Raw genomic sequence first — 16,723 nt, 5'->3', positions numbered from 1 at the left:
ACGAGAAGGTGGTCTTCAAAATCGGTCCGTTCTTACAGTGCGCTCTCCATCTTTCTCGTGAGCGGGGTTCGTGATCTCGGAGATCGCGACTTCCAAGTCCGGACCCGCAGACCCGTTGCGAAGCGACCAACTTCCACAGACGTCAATTCCGGTTTGATGAGCAGTTTGAACGACGTTCGAAAGGGTCCGTTCGAAATCAGTGGGACAGTTAGCGAGGCCGATTCCGGCGGGCCGATCGGGAACGAGTTCGACGGGAAAGGCGACGATGCGCCCGTCCTGGTAGACGAACACTGCACATCTCGACAGTTCGAAACTCACGCACACCGACGATTCGGTAGTGCACTGGGGACTCGTTTCGACGAGGGTCCGTAACGCTTCTTTGTCGACGACCTCGCTAACTGGTTCGATCGAATTCGGAGTAGCACACTCTACCGCAGCGACGGCATTTCGGACTGTGGCTACCAACCGACCAGACGTCATTAGCTGTCGTTCCTCGTACAGTGGGGCTGTGTACATAACCATCTCTGCACCACGGTCGCTGCGAGAATAACGATGGTCGCTTGGTGAGTAGTACCGAGCGATTTCGATCACTATCGATCGAGATTTCCTCCGAGGAAGGGTGTTCGAACCGGAGTTGACCTATCAGTCAGTAAATTCTATCCACGTCGGTCGATAGATCCAACGTTCATAGGTACTTGATTCTCACGGCTCCGGCTCTCAGATACACAGTAATGTTGTCTCTGGTATCCCAGCCGTGCCGATGTAGTGGCTGCATCGAATCCAGCACCGGCATGGTGTCGACCGAGGTACAGCAATGACACTCTCCCGTCTCTGCCACTGGCACGTGGTCGATCACCCCTCGTTGAGCGGTCAGTCCCGCTCTGAGAGTCCTGTCGGTCATCATCTCACTTTGGAGTGACTATGGACTCGAGACAGGGTACGGTGGGTGCTGAGGAACCAATAACTGTTCTTCTCGTTGGCACCGATCCGACTGCGGGTGTGAATGTGGGCTCCGTTCTCGAAGACGAGTACGGAATGGACGTCGTGACGGCGACGACCGTCGCGGACGTTTTTGCTGTTCTCGAGGAAGCGTCGCTCGATTGTATCGTTAGCGATGGCCGGTTTCCCGATAACGCCGGTGAACGGTTACTGACGGCCGTTCGTTCGATGTATCCGACGCTCCCATATTTCGTGTTTACGGACGTTACCGCGGCGAATACCGTCAACCGAATTCTCGAAGCAGGTGCGACCGATTACGTCTCTACAAACAGCGGCGATCGGTATTATCGGCTACTGGCCTCGAGGATCGTCAGGACGGTCGAACGGAGAGGAGACGACGAACACCCGCCAAGCCAGCCACCAACGCCCGCTGGTAGCTGTTTGTTGGACGAGGAGTGTTCCTTTGTCGCTGTCAGTGAGGGGTTTGCAAACCCGCTTGGATACGGCGTCGAGGAACTGGTTGGAAACCCGTGGACTGACCTCTGGCCGGACGAGGATCCGAAACGAATCAAACGGAAAGCCACGTCTGACGGCCCGTACAGACGGACGTCCCGTAACGTAACTGCCGTTCGAAAAGACGGTACCAGAGTCCTCACGCGACGAGTAATAGATCGCATAGACGGCGAATATTTGTGCCTCTCCTCGGTGGCTGGCGGGAGGGAATTCAACGGGATCGGACCGTTTCGTTCGATCGACCCTCGACAGATCGTCTCCAAGTTCGTTCCGTCGTCAAACAAGAACCACAGCTTCGAGGCTCGACTCGAGCGAATCGTCTCGTACGCAGCCACCGAACTCGACTGCGAGTACGTGGGCATCTTCGAGCGACGAGCCGACGAGGAGACGATCACACTTCGGGCGGGGGTCGGATGGGAGCAATCAGCGATCGCACGACAGCTGGACGGTTCGGCGGATCCACACGTCGAACGGACGATAGCTGCGGACGAGCCTGTGGTTTTCGAAACCGGTCGGCCGGAGTCACCGTTCGACCGCTCGAGGATCCTCACTGCTCACGACATCGCGGGCGGAATCAGCGCTAAAATCGGGATAGATAACCGTCCCTGGGGGGTTATCGGCGTCTACACGGCAGAACCACGCGAGTTTTCGGTCGGCGAAACCGAGTTCCTTCAAACGGTTGGAACCCTCCTCACCATCGCTGTCGAGATGGAAGCCACGAGGCAAAACCTGGTGACACTCGAGCGGGGTCTCCAGACGGCCGGTGATTGTGACACACTGGAGACGATCTGTGAACTGGTTGTCGACGTCTGTGCGAGGATTCGAGGGCTGTCTGTTGCTGCAGTGTACCTCTACGACGAAGCTGACGACGTACTCCGACTCGCCGGGAAAACGTCACGGTTCGACACTGCATCCGACGAACTCCCGTTCGACGACGGCGGCACTGATCCGTGCTGGCAAACGTTTTTCGAACGTGAACCAGTCTCTGTCGCCACCCTGCTCCCGCAGCCGGCACGCCCCGTGGACGACCCTGCTCTCGGTCGCGGAATCGTCTTGCCACTGTCTGGCCACGGAATCCTCATTACTGGCGCTTGTAAAGGGGACCGACCGACCGCCCCGGAGCTCGCGATTGCACACGTCTTAGCGATGGTTACGAGGCTACTACTCGACGGTGTTGGCCGAAACGACCGGCTCGAATCGATCGAACGTGAACGTGCTACGGACACTGCAACTATCGATCGGCTCGTCGACGGTATCGAACTGATGCAAGACGTCGGGAAACTAATCGAGGACTCACGGACGCGTGACGCACTCGAGAGTGCTCTCTGTGAGCGATTCGTCACGGACGATTCCTGCACGTTCGTCTGGATCGGCGAAAACAATGAAGCAGGGGAGACGATCGTTCCACGAGAACGTGCCGGCCTCGAAAACGACTATTTAGAGCGGCTTCGAACCGGCGGTGACGACTGGGCAATAGAAACAGAGCCGTTGGTAGCGGCGATCGATACCGGTAAACCGCAGACGGTCGACCGTCTGATAGTTGATTCGTCGTCGGCACAGTGGCGTACCGAAGCGCTGAAACGTGGCTTTCGATCGATCTGTGCTTTTCCGTTTGTCTTTCGGGGAGTGTGCTATGGCGGGATCGCGATGTACGCCGAGCGACCAGGAGTCTTCAGCGACCTCGACCACGAGTTGTTCCAGTATCTGGGCTTGTGGATTGGGCATGCAATCAACACAATTGAAACGAAACGCACGCTCGTCGGTACCGACGTTGTTGAACTCGAGTTCCAGATCGAGGACGAACAGTTCCAGTTCCTCGAATGGACGACAGAGACGGATTGTACGATCACGTTCGAGAGCATGACGACCCGTCCTGACGGCTCTTTGCGTGGGTTTTTCACCGTCACCGGAGCGACAGTAGATGAGATACAAGCGCTGACGGAGCGGGCTACTGTCATAACGGATATGCGATTCGTTACAGAACGTGGCGACAGACACCTGTTCGAGTGTACGCTCACCGATGAGAGTGTTATCGCACGACTGCTCGATTACGGTGCTGTTCCGAAACGAATAACGGCATCGGAGGGTCGAGGGTCTATCGTCGTCCATCTTCCGACCGATGCCGACGTTCGCAGATTTGTCACCACATTCACGCGAACTTACCCACGTTCGACGGTCGTTAGACAACAGGATCGTGAGCGAACCGCCATCTCACAGCATGAATTCGGTGCAGAACTCGAACGTCGTCTTACTGATCGCCAGCTAGAGGTTTTGCAAACGGCCTACGCGAGCGGGTATTTTACGGTTCCACGCGAGACCACTGGAACGGACGTTGCTGCCATGCTCGAAATCGCACAACCGACGTTCAATCATCATCTGCGAGCAGCACAGCGAAAGCTACTATCAATGATTTTTGACGAAGGGTTAACTGGGTTGGATTGACCGTCTCGAGACGAACCAATGGAACTGTTGTCGACTCGAATCAAACCGCTCACACATCACTCGCAACGTCTCTCGGGTCGTTTCTCACCGATATCGGTTGGCCAAGCGGATCGCGATGTCGGATATTCGTCTGCAGAAAACCATCGGAACAATAGTATATCGTTGACAATACTGGTAGACTCGATGCAGAGCCATGCTTCGTGAGTAAAGAGAGACTGACCGCGACAACTCGAGCAAATCGACTGTGGCTACCTCTCCGTCCGCGTACCCGAGTTCTCGAACGGTCGGGAAAGGATTGCGTCGGTCGTTCTCGACAAGACAACGACTGCGAGTGATCGGGTCGATGCTACACCCGGGACTTACTTTAGGAACCGTTATCCAGATGAGTATGACTCGAGAACTGGACGATGACCACGGTGGACGGAATCTCAGTCACAGCGTCTTCGCCTGTGAATCCTGTGACACAGTCATCCTCAGTCGGAACGACCACGCTGATCGACTGCGCTGTTGTGACGAGTCGCTTTCTGAGGTGGCCACACCTGACGTCGCGACGCCGACGCTTGAGACGGTCAGTAGCGAGATGTTCGGGCTACCGAAGCGGGGATTCGATGTATCCCTTCGTACGAGCGAAATCGGAGCAGCAACTGTCGCTCAGGTTGCCGACGTGCTTGGAAATGATCGGTCAGTCGTCACTCGCTATCTCAATCAACTGGTTGATGTCGGTGTGCTTATGAAAACGAGACGCGTTCGGAAACAGGGCGGCGACGTGAACGTCTACTATCCGATTCCACCCACGAAAATGAGGCGCGAAACGATACTTGGCTGCTATGCGTGGGCGGGCATGGCTGCGGATTTACTGGACGAAATGAATCGAGAACACGCAACACTCGAAGCACACAGCGAACACGGGACAGAAAAGCTCGCTGTGATGTTCTGGTAGCCGTCGAGACGCACGATGCCGCGCAGTCTGTCATTCGTGAAGTATCGTACACCCACTGCCCGTCACTGCACATCCTCTCGCACGATGGGAGCGCGGTTCGGAGCGTGCGCGACCCGTGAGCGAGGACTCGAGCGAGAATTGTGGACAGTGCAATCTGTGTGTACTCGTTTGAGTTGTTACTATCTCACAGGGCTTGGCTCCGAGACGCTCACCGTCTTTTTGAAGAGCACCGAAGAGCATCATATTCTATAACCAACGGTTGACTGGCTTTGCCAGCAGCGACGTGTCCTGTCGCACCTACTTACTGGGGTGTCAACACGGAACTCCCGCGTACTAGCTATGCGAATAGGTTGTAACGAGAGACACAGTTGGGGTGAAACGTCATTCTACGAGCGCTCCTACTGTTCGTTGTGACTTGCTAATGTATCACGGAAACCACAATCAGGATCAGTCGTGTAGCACCCACGCGAGCGAACTGGATCGCCTCGCGTGTCTCGTTTCGTTCACCGTCGAAGACGGGTCCGCTGTTATTTACGATGTACGACAACCCACTGCGTGGATCAGCTCGGATCATCCCGTTCCAATCGAATCGGCTCCGTGATCGCTGCCGGATCTCAGGCAACGACCTCGGATCCGAAACATGAGATATGACGTGAACATATAAGATGGCCTACAGACATGACATCGGTACATCCGACAGGCGGAATCATCGGGCTCGGAAATATCGGACTGCTTCACGCCGACCGTTTCTAGGCTTTCTTCCTGTCGAAGCGGTCGTCGGGTCGACGCGCCGAGCACCCGAACACGAGTTCGATGTCGAAACTGTTGCAAGCGCGTTTATTACATATCATGGCGCTAGTTTATTTCTGTTGGATGCGTACACACAGTTCAAGGCGAATGCAGAATACAGTCCCGGGTCTCATGCCAGTAATTTCGGGTTTCATGTCAGTAACGGCATCTAAACAGTTCTTTTATTTGTCGAATAATCTCTAGTCCAAAAATGAAAAACCAACAATCGATCGAGTTTCCCATTACAACCGAAGCGGAATTCCATACCGCACTCTGTACGCTCGTTTTGAATGCGACGATAAACGACGTCTCCCCCGAGGGGATGTGGACGCATCGATGTGGTGACGTCGAACTTCCCGACTTCGATATCGAAATTTCAGAGGTTACGAAACCGATCGACGATTGATCCGGCTGCAACAGCGATTCGTTTCAGGAGCACTCAGACGGGTGGTTTCACGGAATACATCGCCATCACCGTCTCGCGTTCGTCTGACCTGCCAGACCTACACATGCCAAAGCCGGCGTCACCGGTCACAACTCTGGGCTATCCACTTCTGAACTGATTCGCTGAATCGAGGCGCGAAGAGCACTACCGCGTCGACCGATCGGCTCATTCTGCGATGGAGTCGGACGTTCACCGAGCGTTAGACCGAGGGTATCGGTGGCCCCATCACAACGGATTCCGACGGAAATCGTCTCGTCGGGGCTGGTCTCGAGCGCCAAAACGCCGTAAACGCGTTCCTGTCTGGGATGGGGTCGCCGTCGAGTTCGACAATAACGTCACCACCGACAGGAACGCTTTCGCCACGTCGTTCGACCGTGTCAGCGCTGCACTGGAGGATGTCCGACGTTGGACCGTCGTCGTCGATGTCCGTCACGAGAACGCCGTCCACCTCGGAGAGGTCGTTCGCATTGGCCACGAGTGGATCGACAGGAATCGTACTGATACCCATGAACGGGTGACGATACGTGCCCGTTTCGATGAGCGGCGGAATCACGCGATTCGAAAGCGCCGAAGAGACGGCGAATCCGATGTTGTTGCTGCTACCCGCACTGACGACGCCAACGACGTCTCCATCGAGATCGACCAGTGGGCCCCACTGTTGCCGGGGTTCAACGCGGCGTCGGTCTGAACGGCATTCGGAATCGAAACACCCGTTAGCGGATTCAGTAGTCCCGACCGACGCCACTAATAGTGCCGCGTGACATCGATCCCTCGAGGCCGAACGGGTTGCCGATTGCGATGACGTCTTGCCCAATCGATGGCGGGGTCTCGCTGAACGACAGTGGCGTCGCAGTTTCGGGCACCGTCTCGACCTCGAGAACGGCAAGGCCAGAGAAGACGTCGGTACCGATGAGCTCGGTGCTCGTCCACTCACCGGTGGTATACTGGAGATCGATCTCTTTGCCACCGCTTCCGACGTGATTGTTCGTGACAACGTGTGTATCCCCCGTGACGAACCAGATCCTTGCCCCTGTGATTCTCCGTCTTCGCCAGTGATTGGGTCGGCAACGCCGAACACTCTGGCGAGTGTGACAGAGTCGACTGTCCGCTGAAAGAGTTCGGTTGTCGAGTTACGTTGTTTTGTTTCGTCGTCGGTTTCGGTCGTGTTTGGGCCACTGGAGGCACCGAATACGGGCCTGGATGAACAGCCTGCAAAGGATGCCATTACACCGGACCCCACTACTGCAAGAAATCGCCGTCGAGTCGAGTTCGTTCCGTCCATGGGGAAGGGTTGGGTTGCGATGGCGTGAACTCGCTGCGGTAGTGCAATTTGTGTACCACTACCAGTGAGTTCCTTCGGGAGATGACGCAGAGTCGTTTACGAGTGTTGGGAGTCGTCGTATCCAGCTGTTCGGATGCACCCGCCCTAGAGACCTCGGTTCGAGAGATCGACTTGCATAGGGTTGTAATTCTCTATAATTGCGGTCTACTGTACTAGTGGTGAGTAGCTGTGAACAGAAACAACGCCAGTTCCCCCCGAACGGAGATCGGTATCAAGACCAAGACATCCAGCTCTGTCTCCCACTCGTACGAACGACAGGACCGTCTTGTCGCCGCAACAGATGTGCTCGGCAAAAAATGGCATCTCGTCATCCTTGATTTGCTACAGACGTCCGGACCGCTGGGGTTTTGCGATTTGGAGAGTGCGATCGACGGCATTTCGGCGAAAGTACTCTCGGACAGCCTTTGTGCGTTGGAATCGAAGGGACTGGTCGATCGCACAGTCCTTAGCGAACGACCAGTCCGTGTCGAGTACTCACTAACGATCGATGGTCACCGGTTTCAGCCAATCATCGCGACGATCCGAAATGACTTCGATGGTCTCGACTGGATCGACGCGGAACGACCTGTTAGTTCGGACCGCTGCGATTGAGGATTCCGACGACAACATACCAGTCACGCGACCCAAATACAACCATTCAACATGACATCCCACATAAAGCTCTACGGCTCGAAAAGTAACCGATTTGAACAAATCAAAGAAAACTACGCGAAGCAACTCGGCTACGAACCGTCGAATCCTGAAGTTGTCGGACTGCTGATGGCCAGCTACGAAACGGACAGGCCACAACCGATGCGGCAATCGACCACCAACACCCGTTTCCGATAGGACAGCAGATCAGACTCACAGACGAAAAATCAATATCGATGATAGATTCTCGATCAGCGCGATCGACTGGGACGTGTCGATCACGCGGACCAGCGGCACGAATACACCGCGGACATTCTGATTTAATAAGATAATAACTTTTATTTAAATATTCCACTACTGATTTATACTTACAAAGCACATATCCCTCGTATGGTCGCCGTCTCCTCTCAGGTCGATGAATCGTTTCCTTCTGGGGTGTTGACCGCAATACCGTACGGGGTCCTTGCAGTTGACGAAACTGGACTGGTTGTCTTTGCTACCGCTTCGATCGAGGGACTGCTGGGTTACACGCCGGAGGAACTCGTCGATCGCTCTCTCGAGGAAGTGTTTCCGGAGGATCAGTCGTCGTCGCTCGAGTGGGTCCATCGCGAGGCGGACACGGTAACGTCCGGTGGGTCTGAGATTCCGTTCTCGCTCGTCGACGCTCACGAGGACGATGTTCCCGTCTGGCTCTCCGTAACTGAAACGACGTACGACGACCAACGGTACTATGCGATTACTCTTCGAGAAGGCGCGGCGGAACACCGACAGGAACGACAGCTCGGCGGGGACGACCAGCCGCTCGAAAAAATCGTCGAACGAGCAACCGACGGCATCGTCGTAATCAATCCAGACGCTGGCGACATCGTCGAATGTAATTTTCAGTTCTGTGAACTGTTGGGCTACCCGTACGACGAACTGGTGTCTCTCGATCCGAACGATCTTTTTCACGACGAACTCGACCGAGTCCGTAAGCGTATCGAACAGGACGTCACGGCGGAGGCCGGGTGGAACGGCGACCTAGCGTATGACACCCGTAATGGTGATGCCATCTCGACCGAAACGTTCATTTCGCAAATCGAAATCGACGACCACCCGTTCTTGCTCGTGACTGTCCGTGGCAGTACGAGACGAGACGCATACGAGAAACAACTGGAGGCGATCAACGACGCCAGTCGCCGGCTGATGGACGCGGAGACGAACCGCGATATCGCCGACATCGTCCTCGAGGTCGTCCAGACCGTCTTCGGTCGGTCGCTCACTGCACTGTGGCTTCATGACGACCATACCGACGTTCTTCGTCCGGTAGCCGCGAGCGAGAAGGCATCTTTCCTGTCGAGCGGCGGTGCGGTCGACGCGATCGGCCCGATCACGTCGGAGACAGTCGAGATGGAAATCTTTTGCGACGGCGAGCCGAAACTACTCGAAGCGTACGATGCCGTCGATAACCCTGCACATCCGGAAATGTCATTGCAGGCACGCCTCGTGGTCCCACTTGGATCGTACGGATTGCTTGCAATCGGATCAACGACGGTCGCAGATATCGACCAGCCGCTCCGAGATCTCGTCGACATCCTCGCGCAGACGACGCAAACAGCATTCAAACGCCTCGACCACGACCGTGCAATTCGCCACCGGTCTGCGGCGATTGATGCCGCAACTGACAGCATCGGTATTAGCAACCACTACGGCGAGTTCACGTACGTGAACGGTGCGCTGGCTGATCTATGGGGATACGACGGGACGGACGACCTCATCGGAACGACGTGGGACCGCCTCTACAGTGACGACGAGGTCGAACGCTTCGAATCGGACATCCTTCCCACCGTCCAGCAACGAGGATGGTGGCGAGGAGAAGCGGTCGGCAAACGGACCGACGGCACGACGTTTCCACAGGAAATCTCGCTCAGCACGCTCGATACCGATGGACTGGTGTGTGTCGTTCGAGATATTACGAATCAGAAGGCACAGGAACACCAACTGGAGATGCTCAACGGTGTAGCACACCAACTGATGAAAGCCAACTCTCGAGAGGAAATTGCCGAAATCGGAGTTGACGCCGTCGAGGACGTTCTCGGCTTCGAAATCGCGTGTCTTCGCCTGTTTGATCACGAGAGATCGATACTCGAACCAGCCGTGCTGACGGCAGGGGCCGAGGAGTTGGTCGCCTCTCACACTGCATACGATCTCGAGGCCACGCTCGCTGGACGTGCATTTCGGGTATCAGAGACCGTCTCGACTATTCCGATAGCCGGCGAAGCCGACCGTTCCTCACTGGTTGAGTATCCAAGCGTTCATATCCCCATCGGAACGGACGGTGTCGTGACCATCATCGTTGAAGACACCGATGAGATCGATAACCGTGCTGTACGTCTTGCTGAGATACTAGCGGTTGCCGTCCGGACGGCGATCGAGCGGACTGAACGGGCGCAATTGCTCAGAGAGCAAGAACGCGAATTACGCCAGCAACACGACCAGCTCGAAACGCTGAACCGAATCAACACCCTTATTCAACTGATCGAAAAGCAACTCGTCGAGGCAACGACTCGATCCGAACTGGAAGCGACAATCTGTGGGCAGCTGGCAGCATCCGAGCTGTATAGTAGCGCGTGGATCGGTGATACCGAGGTGGCCACCGATCGAATCGAACCGCGAGCCGGGTCCGGAATAGCGGAGGCCAATCTCGAAGCGATCGGCGAGACGCCACTCTCGAGCCTCGGAAACGGAACCGTCGAAGCTGCGATCGAAACGGGTGACGTCCAGGTCGTCAGGCAGTACCGACTCAAGGGGGACGTGACCAACGTCGAGTCGGACGATCAGGTCGAACAGGTCGAAGCAACGGCTGCAGTTCCCATTACTTATAATGATCGAATATACGACGTGATGGTGGTTCACGGCACTACCGAGGACGTCTTCAGCGAAAAGGCGGTTCGAGGATTCGAGCTGCTCGGTGAAATAACTGGATTCGCGATAAGTGCGATACAAAATCGGACCATCTTACTCTCCGATTCGGTCGTCGAACTCGAGTTCGAGGTCACGGACCCACGGGTGTTTTATCTCACTGTGACAGAAGAGTTCGACTGCCGGTGTGAGTTCGAGCGGTCAATCCCCATCGACGACGGGAAGATCATGCACTATCACATGATTACTGGTGTACAACCAGCGGCCGTTCTCGAACTCGCAGCCGACTCCGATCACATCGAGGACGCGACTGCAATTGCCAAACGCGACGACGGTTTCGTCCTTCAGTCGACCACATCAAAATCCCCAGCCGAAACGGCGTTGCAAGCCGGGGCAACCTATCAGTCAGCCGTGGCCGAAGACGGCAGAGGACGATTAGTTGTCGAAGCGCCACAGTCTGCAGATATCCGTGAGATCGTCGCCGGGTTAGAGGAGGCGTTCTCGACCGTTGAGCTCCGATCGAAGCGAGAACGTGAGCGATCGATCCATACCGCCGACGAGTTTCGCGATGCTGTCGAGGCTCAACTCACCGAAAAACAGCGGACGGCGATCGAATCGGCGTACTTTTCGGGGTACTACGACTGGCCGCGCGAAATCACAGCCGAGGAACTGGCCGACTCGATGGGTGTCTCGTCGTCGACGCTCCATCAGCATCTTCGGAACGGCATCTGGCATCTCCTCTCGTCTTTCTTCCAGAACGAAGACGAGTGAGGGTGATCTCGTCGAATCGCGTTCCCAATCTCGGCACGGTGTCTCGTCGATGGGGATAGAACTGGTCTCTCCGTGTGGGAAAGCGTCGAGAAGAGTGCGGTCTCGGAGGCGCGACGGAGTTCGGACGTCTCCGAACGTATCGTTCAGGTAGTGGTTCAGGTTTCGATAAGGACGGTCGCCTCGCCATCGATCACGGAGTCGCCGTCCTCGTTTACGACCGTCGTCAAGAGACGATAGCGATCGGTGCCCAGCACCTCGACGACTTTACACTCTGCAGTGACGGTTTCGCCGGGGTAGACCGGCGCGTTGAATCGCAACTCCTGGGTGAGGTATACTGTGACCCCCGGAAGGCGGGCAAGAGCGGCGCTGATCGTCCCCGCGACGAGCGTCCCGTGGGCAATACGGCCAGCGAAGCGCGTGTGGGTGGCAAACTGTTCTTCCAGATGAAGTCGGTTCGTGTCACCGCTAACTCGTGCGAACGCCTCGAGATCACGTTCCGGAAGCGATTTTGTGAATCGGACGGAGTCCCCCACGTCGAGTTCGTCGACCGTATCCGCCGACCGCTCCATGGACCAGTCGGATACTGCGTAGGCCAGTTCGCCGATCGGCGCTTCGATCCGCTCGTCGCTCGTTGTCGAGGTCGGAAGGCCAAACGCGGAAAAGACTGCATCGTTGGCGTGTCGGTAACTGGTGATCGCATGCCGTGACGCGTCGGTCCATCGGGGTCTTGTCGGTTGGCGTTCAAACGAACTGGCGTCGGTTTCGTTGCTGCTCATACACTACTCTAGGAGCGGACACATAATGGACTGTGCGCCGAAGTCGTTGCGTGAGTGCCACCGAAGGGCATTGAAGACAGTCGTGAAACCACTCGTTTGAAGAACCAACGGTTCTCCGCTCCCGAGCATCCGGTTTCGGACACGATTGACCGGTATTTCTCCGGTGAGACGTCTCACTATGCCCAGCGAGACGGTCGTCACGCCCGCTGAACGAGCGCTGGAACGATCCGTCTCGAAACGGAACCCAAATGTCTAGGTCCGTCCCGAACAACTGCTTAGGGTGATGATTCTCTACCTTTCGGGTCGAAGGTATGATCGATGGTGGCCGATGACGGTTGCACGTTCCCGTCGTCGCTCACCCCCAAAATGCAAGCGAAACGATACCAGTACCCATGACCTCACACATCAAACTGTACGGCTCGAAGAGCGATCGATTTGAAGAACTCAAAACACACATGGCGGAACAACTCGGATACGAGCCCTCGAATCCCGAAGTTGTCGGGCTCATCATGGCGGCATATGAGACTGACGACCGCCCACTACAACTCGACAATGCCCGCCTGTAGCCGCTGTACAGCCGCTCTCACGCCGCGGTATGTCCTCGTATTTGGCGACAACGACAACGAAGTTGACGGCTGCCTCCACTGTTCTCCTCGAACGTTAGCAGTGTTCTGATACGCAGGTCGATCGCGGATCCACTTTTGTCTGGAACGAACCGACGACCACACCGAGCCGAGACTCGAGCCGTTGCTACCGGAGTTGCCAGAACGCTCTCTCGTTGCTCCCCCAGGGTGCAAAGTCGAAGATCCAGTACAGTTCCGAGACGCCGTCCTCGAGTTCGTAGGCGAGTTTTCCCTGCGTCTCCTCGTCGGTTCCGAGCGATTCGACCTCGAATCGGTCGAGTGCGCCGACTCCGGCATCGGTTTCGCGATAGCGGCGACCAATGCCGTCTTTGAGCGCCATCTGGGCCGGTTCGGAACTACGTTCACGACCGCTTTGGTTCGTAAGCTCGACTTCGATCACGACGACGTCACGCCCGTCGTCGGCCTGCATGAACCCACCGAGGTTGTTCCCCTGTTGGAGATTAGAGATCGTCACCTCGATTCCGTCGACTTCGACAGACTCCCCGAACCGATGGGTGTCGACGTCAAGTTTCTGGTCGAGATCGGAGCGTGGCTCCGCCTCCTGCTCGAGGTCGACGACAACCGGAGCGGTGTCCGACTCATCGAGCCCATCGAACACGAACGTGAGAGCAGACGCGTCGTCGGGTACCTCAAAAATAAGCTCGTCCCGGTCGACTTCGCCAGGCGCGAGCTGAGCGGGCATCGCTTCGTTCGTCGCGGTCGTGAACTGCGGATACGTGTCTCCATCCGCGTCGCGAAGTTCGACATCCTCCCGTTCGTCGGTCGGGACGATATCCGCAGTGGTGTTTTTTAGAGCGAACTCGAGCACGAGATACGCGGTCTCTTCGATCGCGTCCTCGTCAGCTGCCTCCGCAGCGACGGCATCGGGCGGTGACGAACCGCGTTGGACGTCACGAACGACTGCCTGCCACCCGTCTCGTTCGATGCGCTCTCCGACCACAAATTCGTTCTCGAGCGATTCGTTTGCGGACGCAGCGACGGCTTCTTGTTCCTGTGACTCGATCTCCGAGCCATCGTCTGTATCCGTTTCGGAACGATCATCGGCTCCGCCCTCTGTGCATCCTGCTGCGGCGACTGTTCCCATCGCGGCGATCGCGAGAAACGCTCGACGATCAATACGATTCATACCGATATACGGCTGCCAGCTGAATTATACACCGGGTGAACAGTGGCGTACGTTCGACGAGAATAGGGGCGCTACTGACCGTCAGTTCACTCACGGCCGTACGACTGTTGTGTGATCGATACAGATTCCATGTTAGCATCTATACGGAGACAGTGAATCCTCGAGAGCTGATACTCAGTGCAGCCGTGGTACAACAATTAAGTACACGGGGGGTGGGAGGTTCGATGACAGATCATGGAGAGCCACTTTGCCACCGTGCGTGACCACGAGATCCATTACCGACAGGACGGCGACGAAGGTCAACCGATCGTGATGATTCACGGTGTCCCCACGAACAGTGCCCAGTGGGAGCCAGTTCAGGAACTGCTCTCACCGTACCTCGAGACCTACAATATGGATCTACTTGGCATGGGAAAAAGCGACAAGCCGATAGACGAGTGGGAATATACGTGGGAAAACGACTCCCATATTTTGGCTGATCTGATGGACGAGTGGGGATTCGACTCGATGATCGTCGCTGGGGACGACTGGGGTGGCGGCATCGCTCTGGATTTCGCCGCACGATATCCCGATCGGACGGATCTGTGTATTGCCGTCGATCCGGTCGCCTACGACAACTGGCCCGTCGCCGAGATCGAATCCATCGGTCGCCTCGCGTTCATCGAAGACGACGAGGAGTTCCGGAAGGCTGTGGCTGACTTTCCGATGAAACTGGTCCAGACGCTCCGGACGATGGTCCACGATCCTAGCGTCTTCCGGGGTGGGAGTATCAAAGAAGACGTCCCGTCGGCCCGCACCACCCACGACCTACGGAAACTGCGTGAACCCTACGAGACGATCGACTACGCGGAGGGCGGTTCACAGTGGAATGGCGATGCTGCGTATGGCTCTCCGAAACTGGACGCTATTCGCGCGCTTGCGATCCGGGGCGCTTCGCTGGATCCGGACTGGATGCTCGAGATCCCCTATGAGGAGATCACCGCGCCGACCATGCTCCTGTGGGGGCTACAGGACATCATGATGGATTCGGCGATCCGATTCCGGTTCCGGTACGACATCACGAACGCACCGGTTCGCATTCGGCCCTTGCAACAGGCAGGCCATTTCGCCCTCGTCGACCAACCCCATCTGGGAGCCGACGCGATCCTCGATTTCGTCGCCGAACACCGGGGAGTCGATGCTCTCGCACAAAAATATATGGGCTTTCCTGAGATCCTCTAGTAGTAATACCAACACTGTAACTACTCGATCGCGTTCCGTAATAAATGAGCCATCCGACGAGAATCTACACCGATCGTCGCCGTAGTCCCCAGATCTTCGTCGCTATTTTAACCCACTGTCCGGTGGACGGTGGGTTGCGGGTATCGCTCTCGGACCACGCCCATGAGAGCCGGGACGGAGACAGTATCCCGGAATGATCGTGTTGCACGACCGTTTACCGATCGCATCGGTCGCGTCCGTAAACGAGCGTCGTAAATCACGAATCGAGAGAGCGGTACACCGATCGACAAAACTATGAAACGAGCATTCACACTGACGACAGTACTCGGGGTACTCCTCGCAGTAGTATTGGTAACGTCGGCGATCGCCCCAGTCGCCGCAACGCTTGACCACGATGACGACGATCCGTTCGACAGTGACGACGATTTCTTCGAACGTGACGACGACCATCATGACTCCGACTCCGATTTCGACGCGGGTGAGGACGACCTCGATGCCACGGACGCGATGAACGACGTTGCCGACGCACTGGAAGACGTCGAAGACGGAATCGAAGACGCCCACGATACCCTCGACGACGCACGTGAGGCGGACGACGATGACGACAGATCGGACGCGATCGACGACCTCGAGGACGACCTCGAAGAAATCGAAGACGCACGGGTCGACCTCGAGGATGCGATCACAATCGCGGACGACGCAGACCTGAGCGATGAGGCTGAGGACGCACTGGACGAAGCCGACGCCGCAGATGCCGAGACCGAAGCCGCCGTCGGCGAACTCCAAGAGTTCATCGACGAGGACACACAGGATATCGAAACGGCCGACCTCGACGACGCAGCCGACGTCCTCGAGACGGCGTTCGAACAGGTAACTACCGCTATCGACGAACTCGACGCTGTCGACGAGTTCGAAGCGGACGACGAAGGCGACGAAACTGAAGCGGACCCGTTCGACGACGACTCGAGTGAGAACGACGACGAGAGCGATGACGGCGAGTAACTATACGGGACGCTATCTCTCGTGAACGGCCTCGGCGCGTGACTCCGAGGGGTTCACTCGACGAGGCCGATCTCGTGGATGTGTTTCTCCAGGGCATCCGCCGAGTCGAATCGTTCATCACAGATGCCACAGACGAACTCGTCCGCCTCGTTCTCGTCTGCCTCGTGGTTGTTCATACGTCCTGTACGGTCCGTATCACAGTAAATCTACGCCGGTCCAGAGTAGCCGCCGGGTCCACGCCG

16 protein-coding genes are annotated in these 16,723 nt (G+C 56.6%); 10 read left to right on the top strand and 6 right to left on the bottom strand.

The window, feature by feature from the left end; translation table 11 throughout:
• Positions 1–15: 15 nt before the first annotated feature.
• Positions 16–480: a HalOD1 output domain-containing protein gene (locus BW940_RS22400; protein ID WP_268875557.1), complete on the bottom strand. Its 465-nt coding sequence runs from the start codon at positions 478–480 to the stop codon at positions 16–18.
• A 441-nt stretch (positions 481–921) separates the two neighbouring features.
• On the opposite strand from BW940_RS22400, the gene BW940_RS16140 reads away from it, so the two are divergent.
• The 4 genes from BW940_RS16140 to BW940_RS16125 all read left to right on the top strand — a co-directional run bounded on the left by BW940_RS16140 (position 922) and on the right by BW940_RS16125 (position 6,029).
• Positions 922–3,894, top strand: a complete 2,973-nt coding sequence (locus tag BW940_RS16140; protein ID WP_084776791.1) for a bacterio-opsin activator domain-containing protein — start codon at positions 922–924, stop codon at positions 3,892–3,894.
• A gap of 382 nt (positions 3,895–4,276) precedes the next feature.
• Positions 4,277–4,834 (top strand): hypothetical protein, encoded by a 558-nt coding sequence (locus BW940_RS16135; RefSeq protein ID WP_159440177.1) that lies wholly within the window; start codon positions 4,277–4,279, stop codon positions 4,832–4,834.
• 421 nt (positions 4,835–5,255) lie between these two features.
• A complete protein-coding gene (locus BW940_RS22685; protein ID WP_076610239.1) occupies positions 5,256–5,435 on the top strand; it encodes a DUF7331 family protein in 180 nt (59 codons plus the stop codon).
• Between the two features lie 399 nt (positions 5,436–5,834).
• Complete coding sequence (locus BW940_RS16125) at positions 5,835–6,029, top strand: hypothetical protein (RefSeq protein ID WP_076610238.1); 195 nt, start codon at positions 5,835–5,837, stop codon at positions 6,027–6,029.
• Positions 6,030–6,267: 238 nt separating this feature from the next.
• On the opposite strand, the gene BW940_RS22475 is transcribed toward BW940_RS16125, so the two are convergent.
• Together BW940_RS22475 and BW940_RS22470 are read right to left on the bottom strand one after the other, a co-directional pair.
• Positions 6,268–6,576, bottom strand: a complete 309-nt coding sequence (locus BW940_RS22475) for a hypothetical protein (RefSeq protein WP_328586630.1) — start codon at positions 6,574–6,576, stop codon at positions 6,268–6,270.
• Positions 6,577–6,790: 214 nt separating this feature from the next.
• A complete protein-coding gene (locus tag BW940_RS22470) occupies positions 6,791–7,024 on the bottom strand; it encodes a S1C family serine protease (protein ID WP_328586631.1) in 234 nt (77 codons plus the stop codon).
• Between the two features lie 554 nt (positions 7,025–7,578).
• Between BW940_RS22470 and BW940_RS22520 the strand changes: the two genes are divergently transcribed.
• Together BW940_RS22520 and BW940_RS16100 are read left to right on the top strand one after the other, a co-directional pair.
• On the top strand, positions 7,579–8,001 hold the full coding sequence (locus BW940_RS22520) for a winged helix-turn-helix transcriptional regulator (protein ID WP_084776790.1): 423 nt from the start codon (positions 7,579–7,581) through the stop codon (positions 7,999–8,001).
• 429 nt (positions 8,002–8,430) lie between these two features.
• On the top strand, positions 8,431–11,712 hold the full coding sequence (locus BW940_RS16100) for a bacterio-opsin activator domain-containing protein (RefSeq protein ID WP_076610235.1): 3,282 nt from the start codon (positions 8,431–8,433) through the stop codon (positions 11,710–11,712).
• 155 nt (positions 11,713–11,867) lie between these two features.
• Here BW940_RS16100 and BW940_RS16095 read toward each other — a convergent pair whose 3' ends face one another.
• Entirely contained in the window at positions 11,868–12,488 is a 621-nt protein-coding gene (locus BW940_RS16095; protein ID WP_076610234.1) for a MaoC family dehydratase, read from the bottom strand.
• A 392-nt stretch (positions 12,489–12,880) separates the two neighbouring features.
• Here BW940_RS16095 and BW940_RS21865 point away from each other — a divergent pair, with 392 nt between their 5' ends.
• A complete protein-coding gene (locus tag BW940_RS21865; RefSeq protein WP_173834902.1) occupies positions 12,881–13,054 on the top strand; it encodes a hypothetical protein in 174 nt (57 codons plus the stop codon).
• The gene (locus tag BW940_RS22680; RefSeq protein ID WP_449406680.1) at positions 13,008–13,163 is read left to right on the top strand and encodes a DUF7563 family protein; all 156 of its coding nucleotides are present in this window, start codon (positions 13,008–13,010) and stop codon (positions 13,161–13,163) included. Before BW940_RS21865 ends, BW940_RS22680 begins: the two co-directional genes overlap by 47 nt.
• 75 nt (positions 13,164–13,238) lie before the next feature.
• Here the strand turns inward: BW940_RS22680 and BW940_RS16090 are convergent, their stop codons facing one another.
• Positions 13,239–14,258, bottom strand: a complete 1,020-nt coding sequence (locus BW940_RS16090; protein ID WP_076610233.1) for a DUF4352 domain-containing protein — start codon at positions 14,256–14,258, stop codon at positions 13,239–13,241.
• 234 nt (positions 14,259–14,492) lie between these two features.
• Here BW940_RS16090 and BW940_RS16085 point away from each other — a divergent pair, with 234 nt between their 5' ends.
• A complete protein-coding gene (locus BW940_RS16085; RefSeq protein ID WP_076610232.1) occupies positions 14,493–15,479 on the top strand; it encodes an alpha/beta fold hydrolase in 987 nt (328 codons plus the stop codon).
• 294 nt (positions 15,480–15,773) lie between these two features.
• A complete protein-coding gene (locus BW940_RS16080) occupies positions 15,774–16,481 on the top strand; it encodes a hypothetical protein (protein ID WP_076610231.1) in 708 nt (235 codons plus the stop codon).
• A 53-nt stretch (positions 16,482–16,534) separates the two neighbouring features.
• Here the strand turns inward: BW940_RS16080 and BW940_RS22395 are convergent, their stop codons facing one another.
• The gene (locus tag BW940_RS22395; protein ID WP_268875556.1) at positions 16,535–16,657 is read right to left on the bottom strand and encodes a hypothetical protein; all 123 of its coding nucleotides are present in this window, start codon (positions 16,655–16,657) and stop codon (positions 16,535–16,537) included.
• Between the last annotated feature and the right edge of the window lie 66 nt (positions 16,658–16,723).

Source organism: Natronorubrum thiooxidans (assembly GCF_900156475.1).
GTDB lineage: Archaea > Halobacteriota > Halobacteria > Halobacteriales > Natrialbaceae > Natronorubrum > Natronorubrum thiooxidans.
The sequence above is the reverse complement of the archived record's forward strand: the minus strand, read 5'-3'. Positions and strand labels throughout refer to the sequence as shown.

Bases quoted from the DNA above. Each gene is read 5' to 3' on its own strand.
- BW940_RS22400 (WP_268875557.1), bottom strand. From the start codon at position 480: ATGACGTCTGGTCGGTTGGTAGCCACAGTCCGAAATGCCGTCGCTGCG.
- BW940_RS16140 (WP_084776791.1), top strand. From the start codon at position 922: ATGGACTCGAGACAGGGTACGGTGGGTGCTGAGGAACCAATAACTGTT.
- BW940_RS16135 (WP_159440177.1), top strand. From the start codon at position 4,277: ATGAGTATGACTCGAGAACTGGACGATGACCACGGTGGACGGAATCTC.
- BW940_RS22685 (WP_076610239.1), top strand. From the start codon at position 5,256: ATGTATCACGGAAACCACAATCAGGATCAGTCGTGTAGCACCCACGCG.
- BW940_RS16125 (WP_076610238.1), top strand. From the start codon at position 5,835: ATGAAAAACCAACAATCGATCGAGTTTCCCATTACAACCGAAGCGGAA.
- BW940_RS22475 (WP_328586630.1), bottom strand. From the start codon at position 6,576: ATGGGTATCAGTACGATTCCTGTCGATCCACTCGTGGCCAATGCGAAC.
- BW940_RS16100 (WP_076610235.1), top strand. From the start codon at position 8,431: ATGGTCGCCGTCTCCTCTCAGGTCGATGAATCGTTTCCTTCTGGGGTG.
- BW940_RS16095 (WP_076610234.1), bottom strand. From the start codon at position 12,488: ATGAGCAGCAACGAAACCGACGCCAGTTCGTTTGAACGCCAACCGACA.
- BW940_RS21865 (WP_173834902.1), top strand. From the start codon at position 12,881: ATGACCTCACACATCAAACTGTACGGCTCGAAGAGCGATCGATTTGAA.
- BW940_RS22680 (WP_449406680.1), top strand. From the start codon at position 13,008: ATGAGACTGACGACCGCCCACTACAACTCGACAATGCCCGCCTGTAGC.
- BW940_RS16090 (WP_076610233.1), bottom strand. From the start codon at position 14,258: ATGAATCGTATTGATCGTCGAGCGTTTCTCGCGATCGCCGCGATGGGA.
- BW940_RS16085 (WP_076610232.1), top strand. From the start codon at position 14,493: ATGGAGAGCCACTTTGCCACCGTGCGTGACCACGAGATCCATTACCGA.
- BW940_RS16080 (WP_076610231.1), top strand. From the start codon at position 15,774: ATGAAACGAGCATTCACACTGACGACAGTACTCGGGGTACTCCTCGCA.
- BW940_RS22395 (WP_268875556.1), bottom strand. From the start codon at position 16,657: ATGAACAACCACGAGGCAGACGAGAACGAGGCGGACGAGTTCGTCTGT.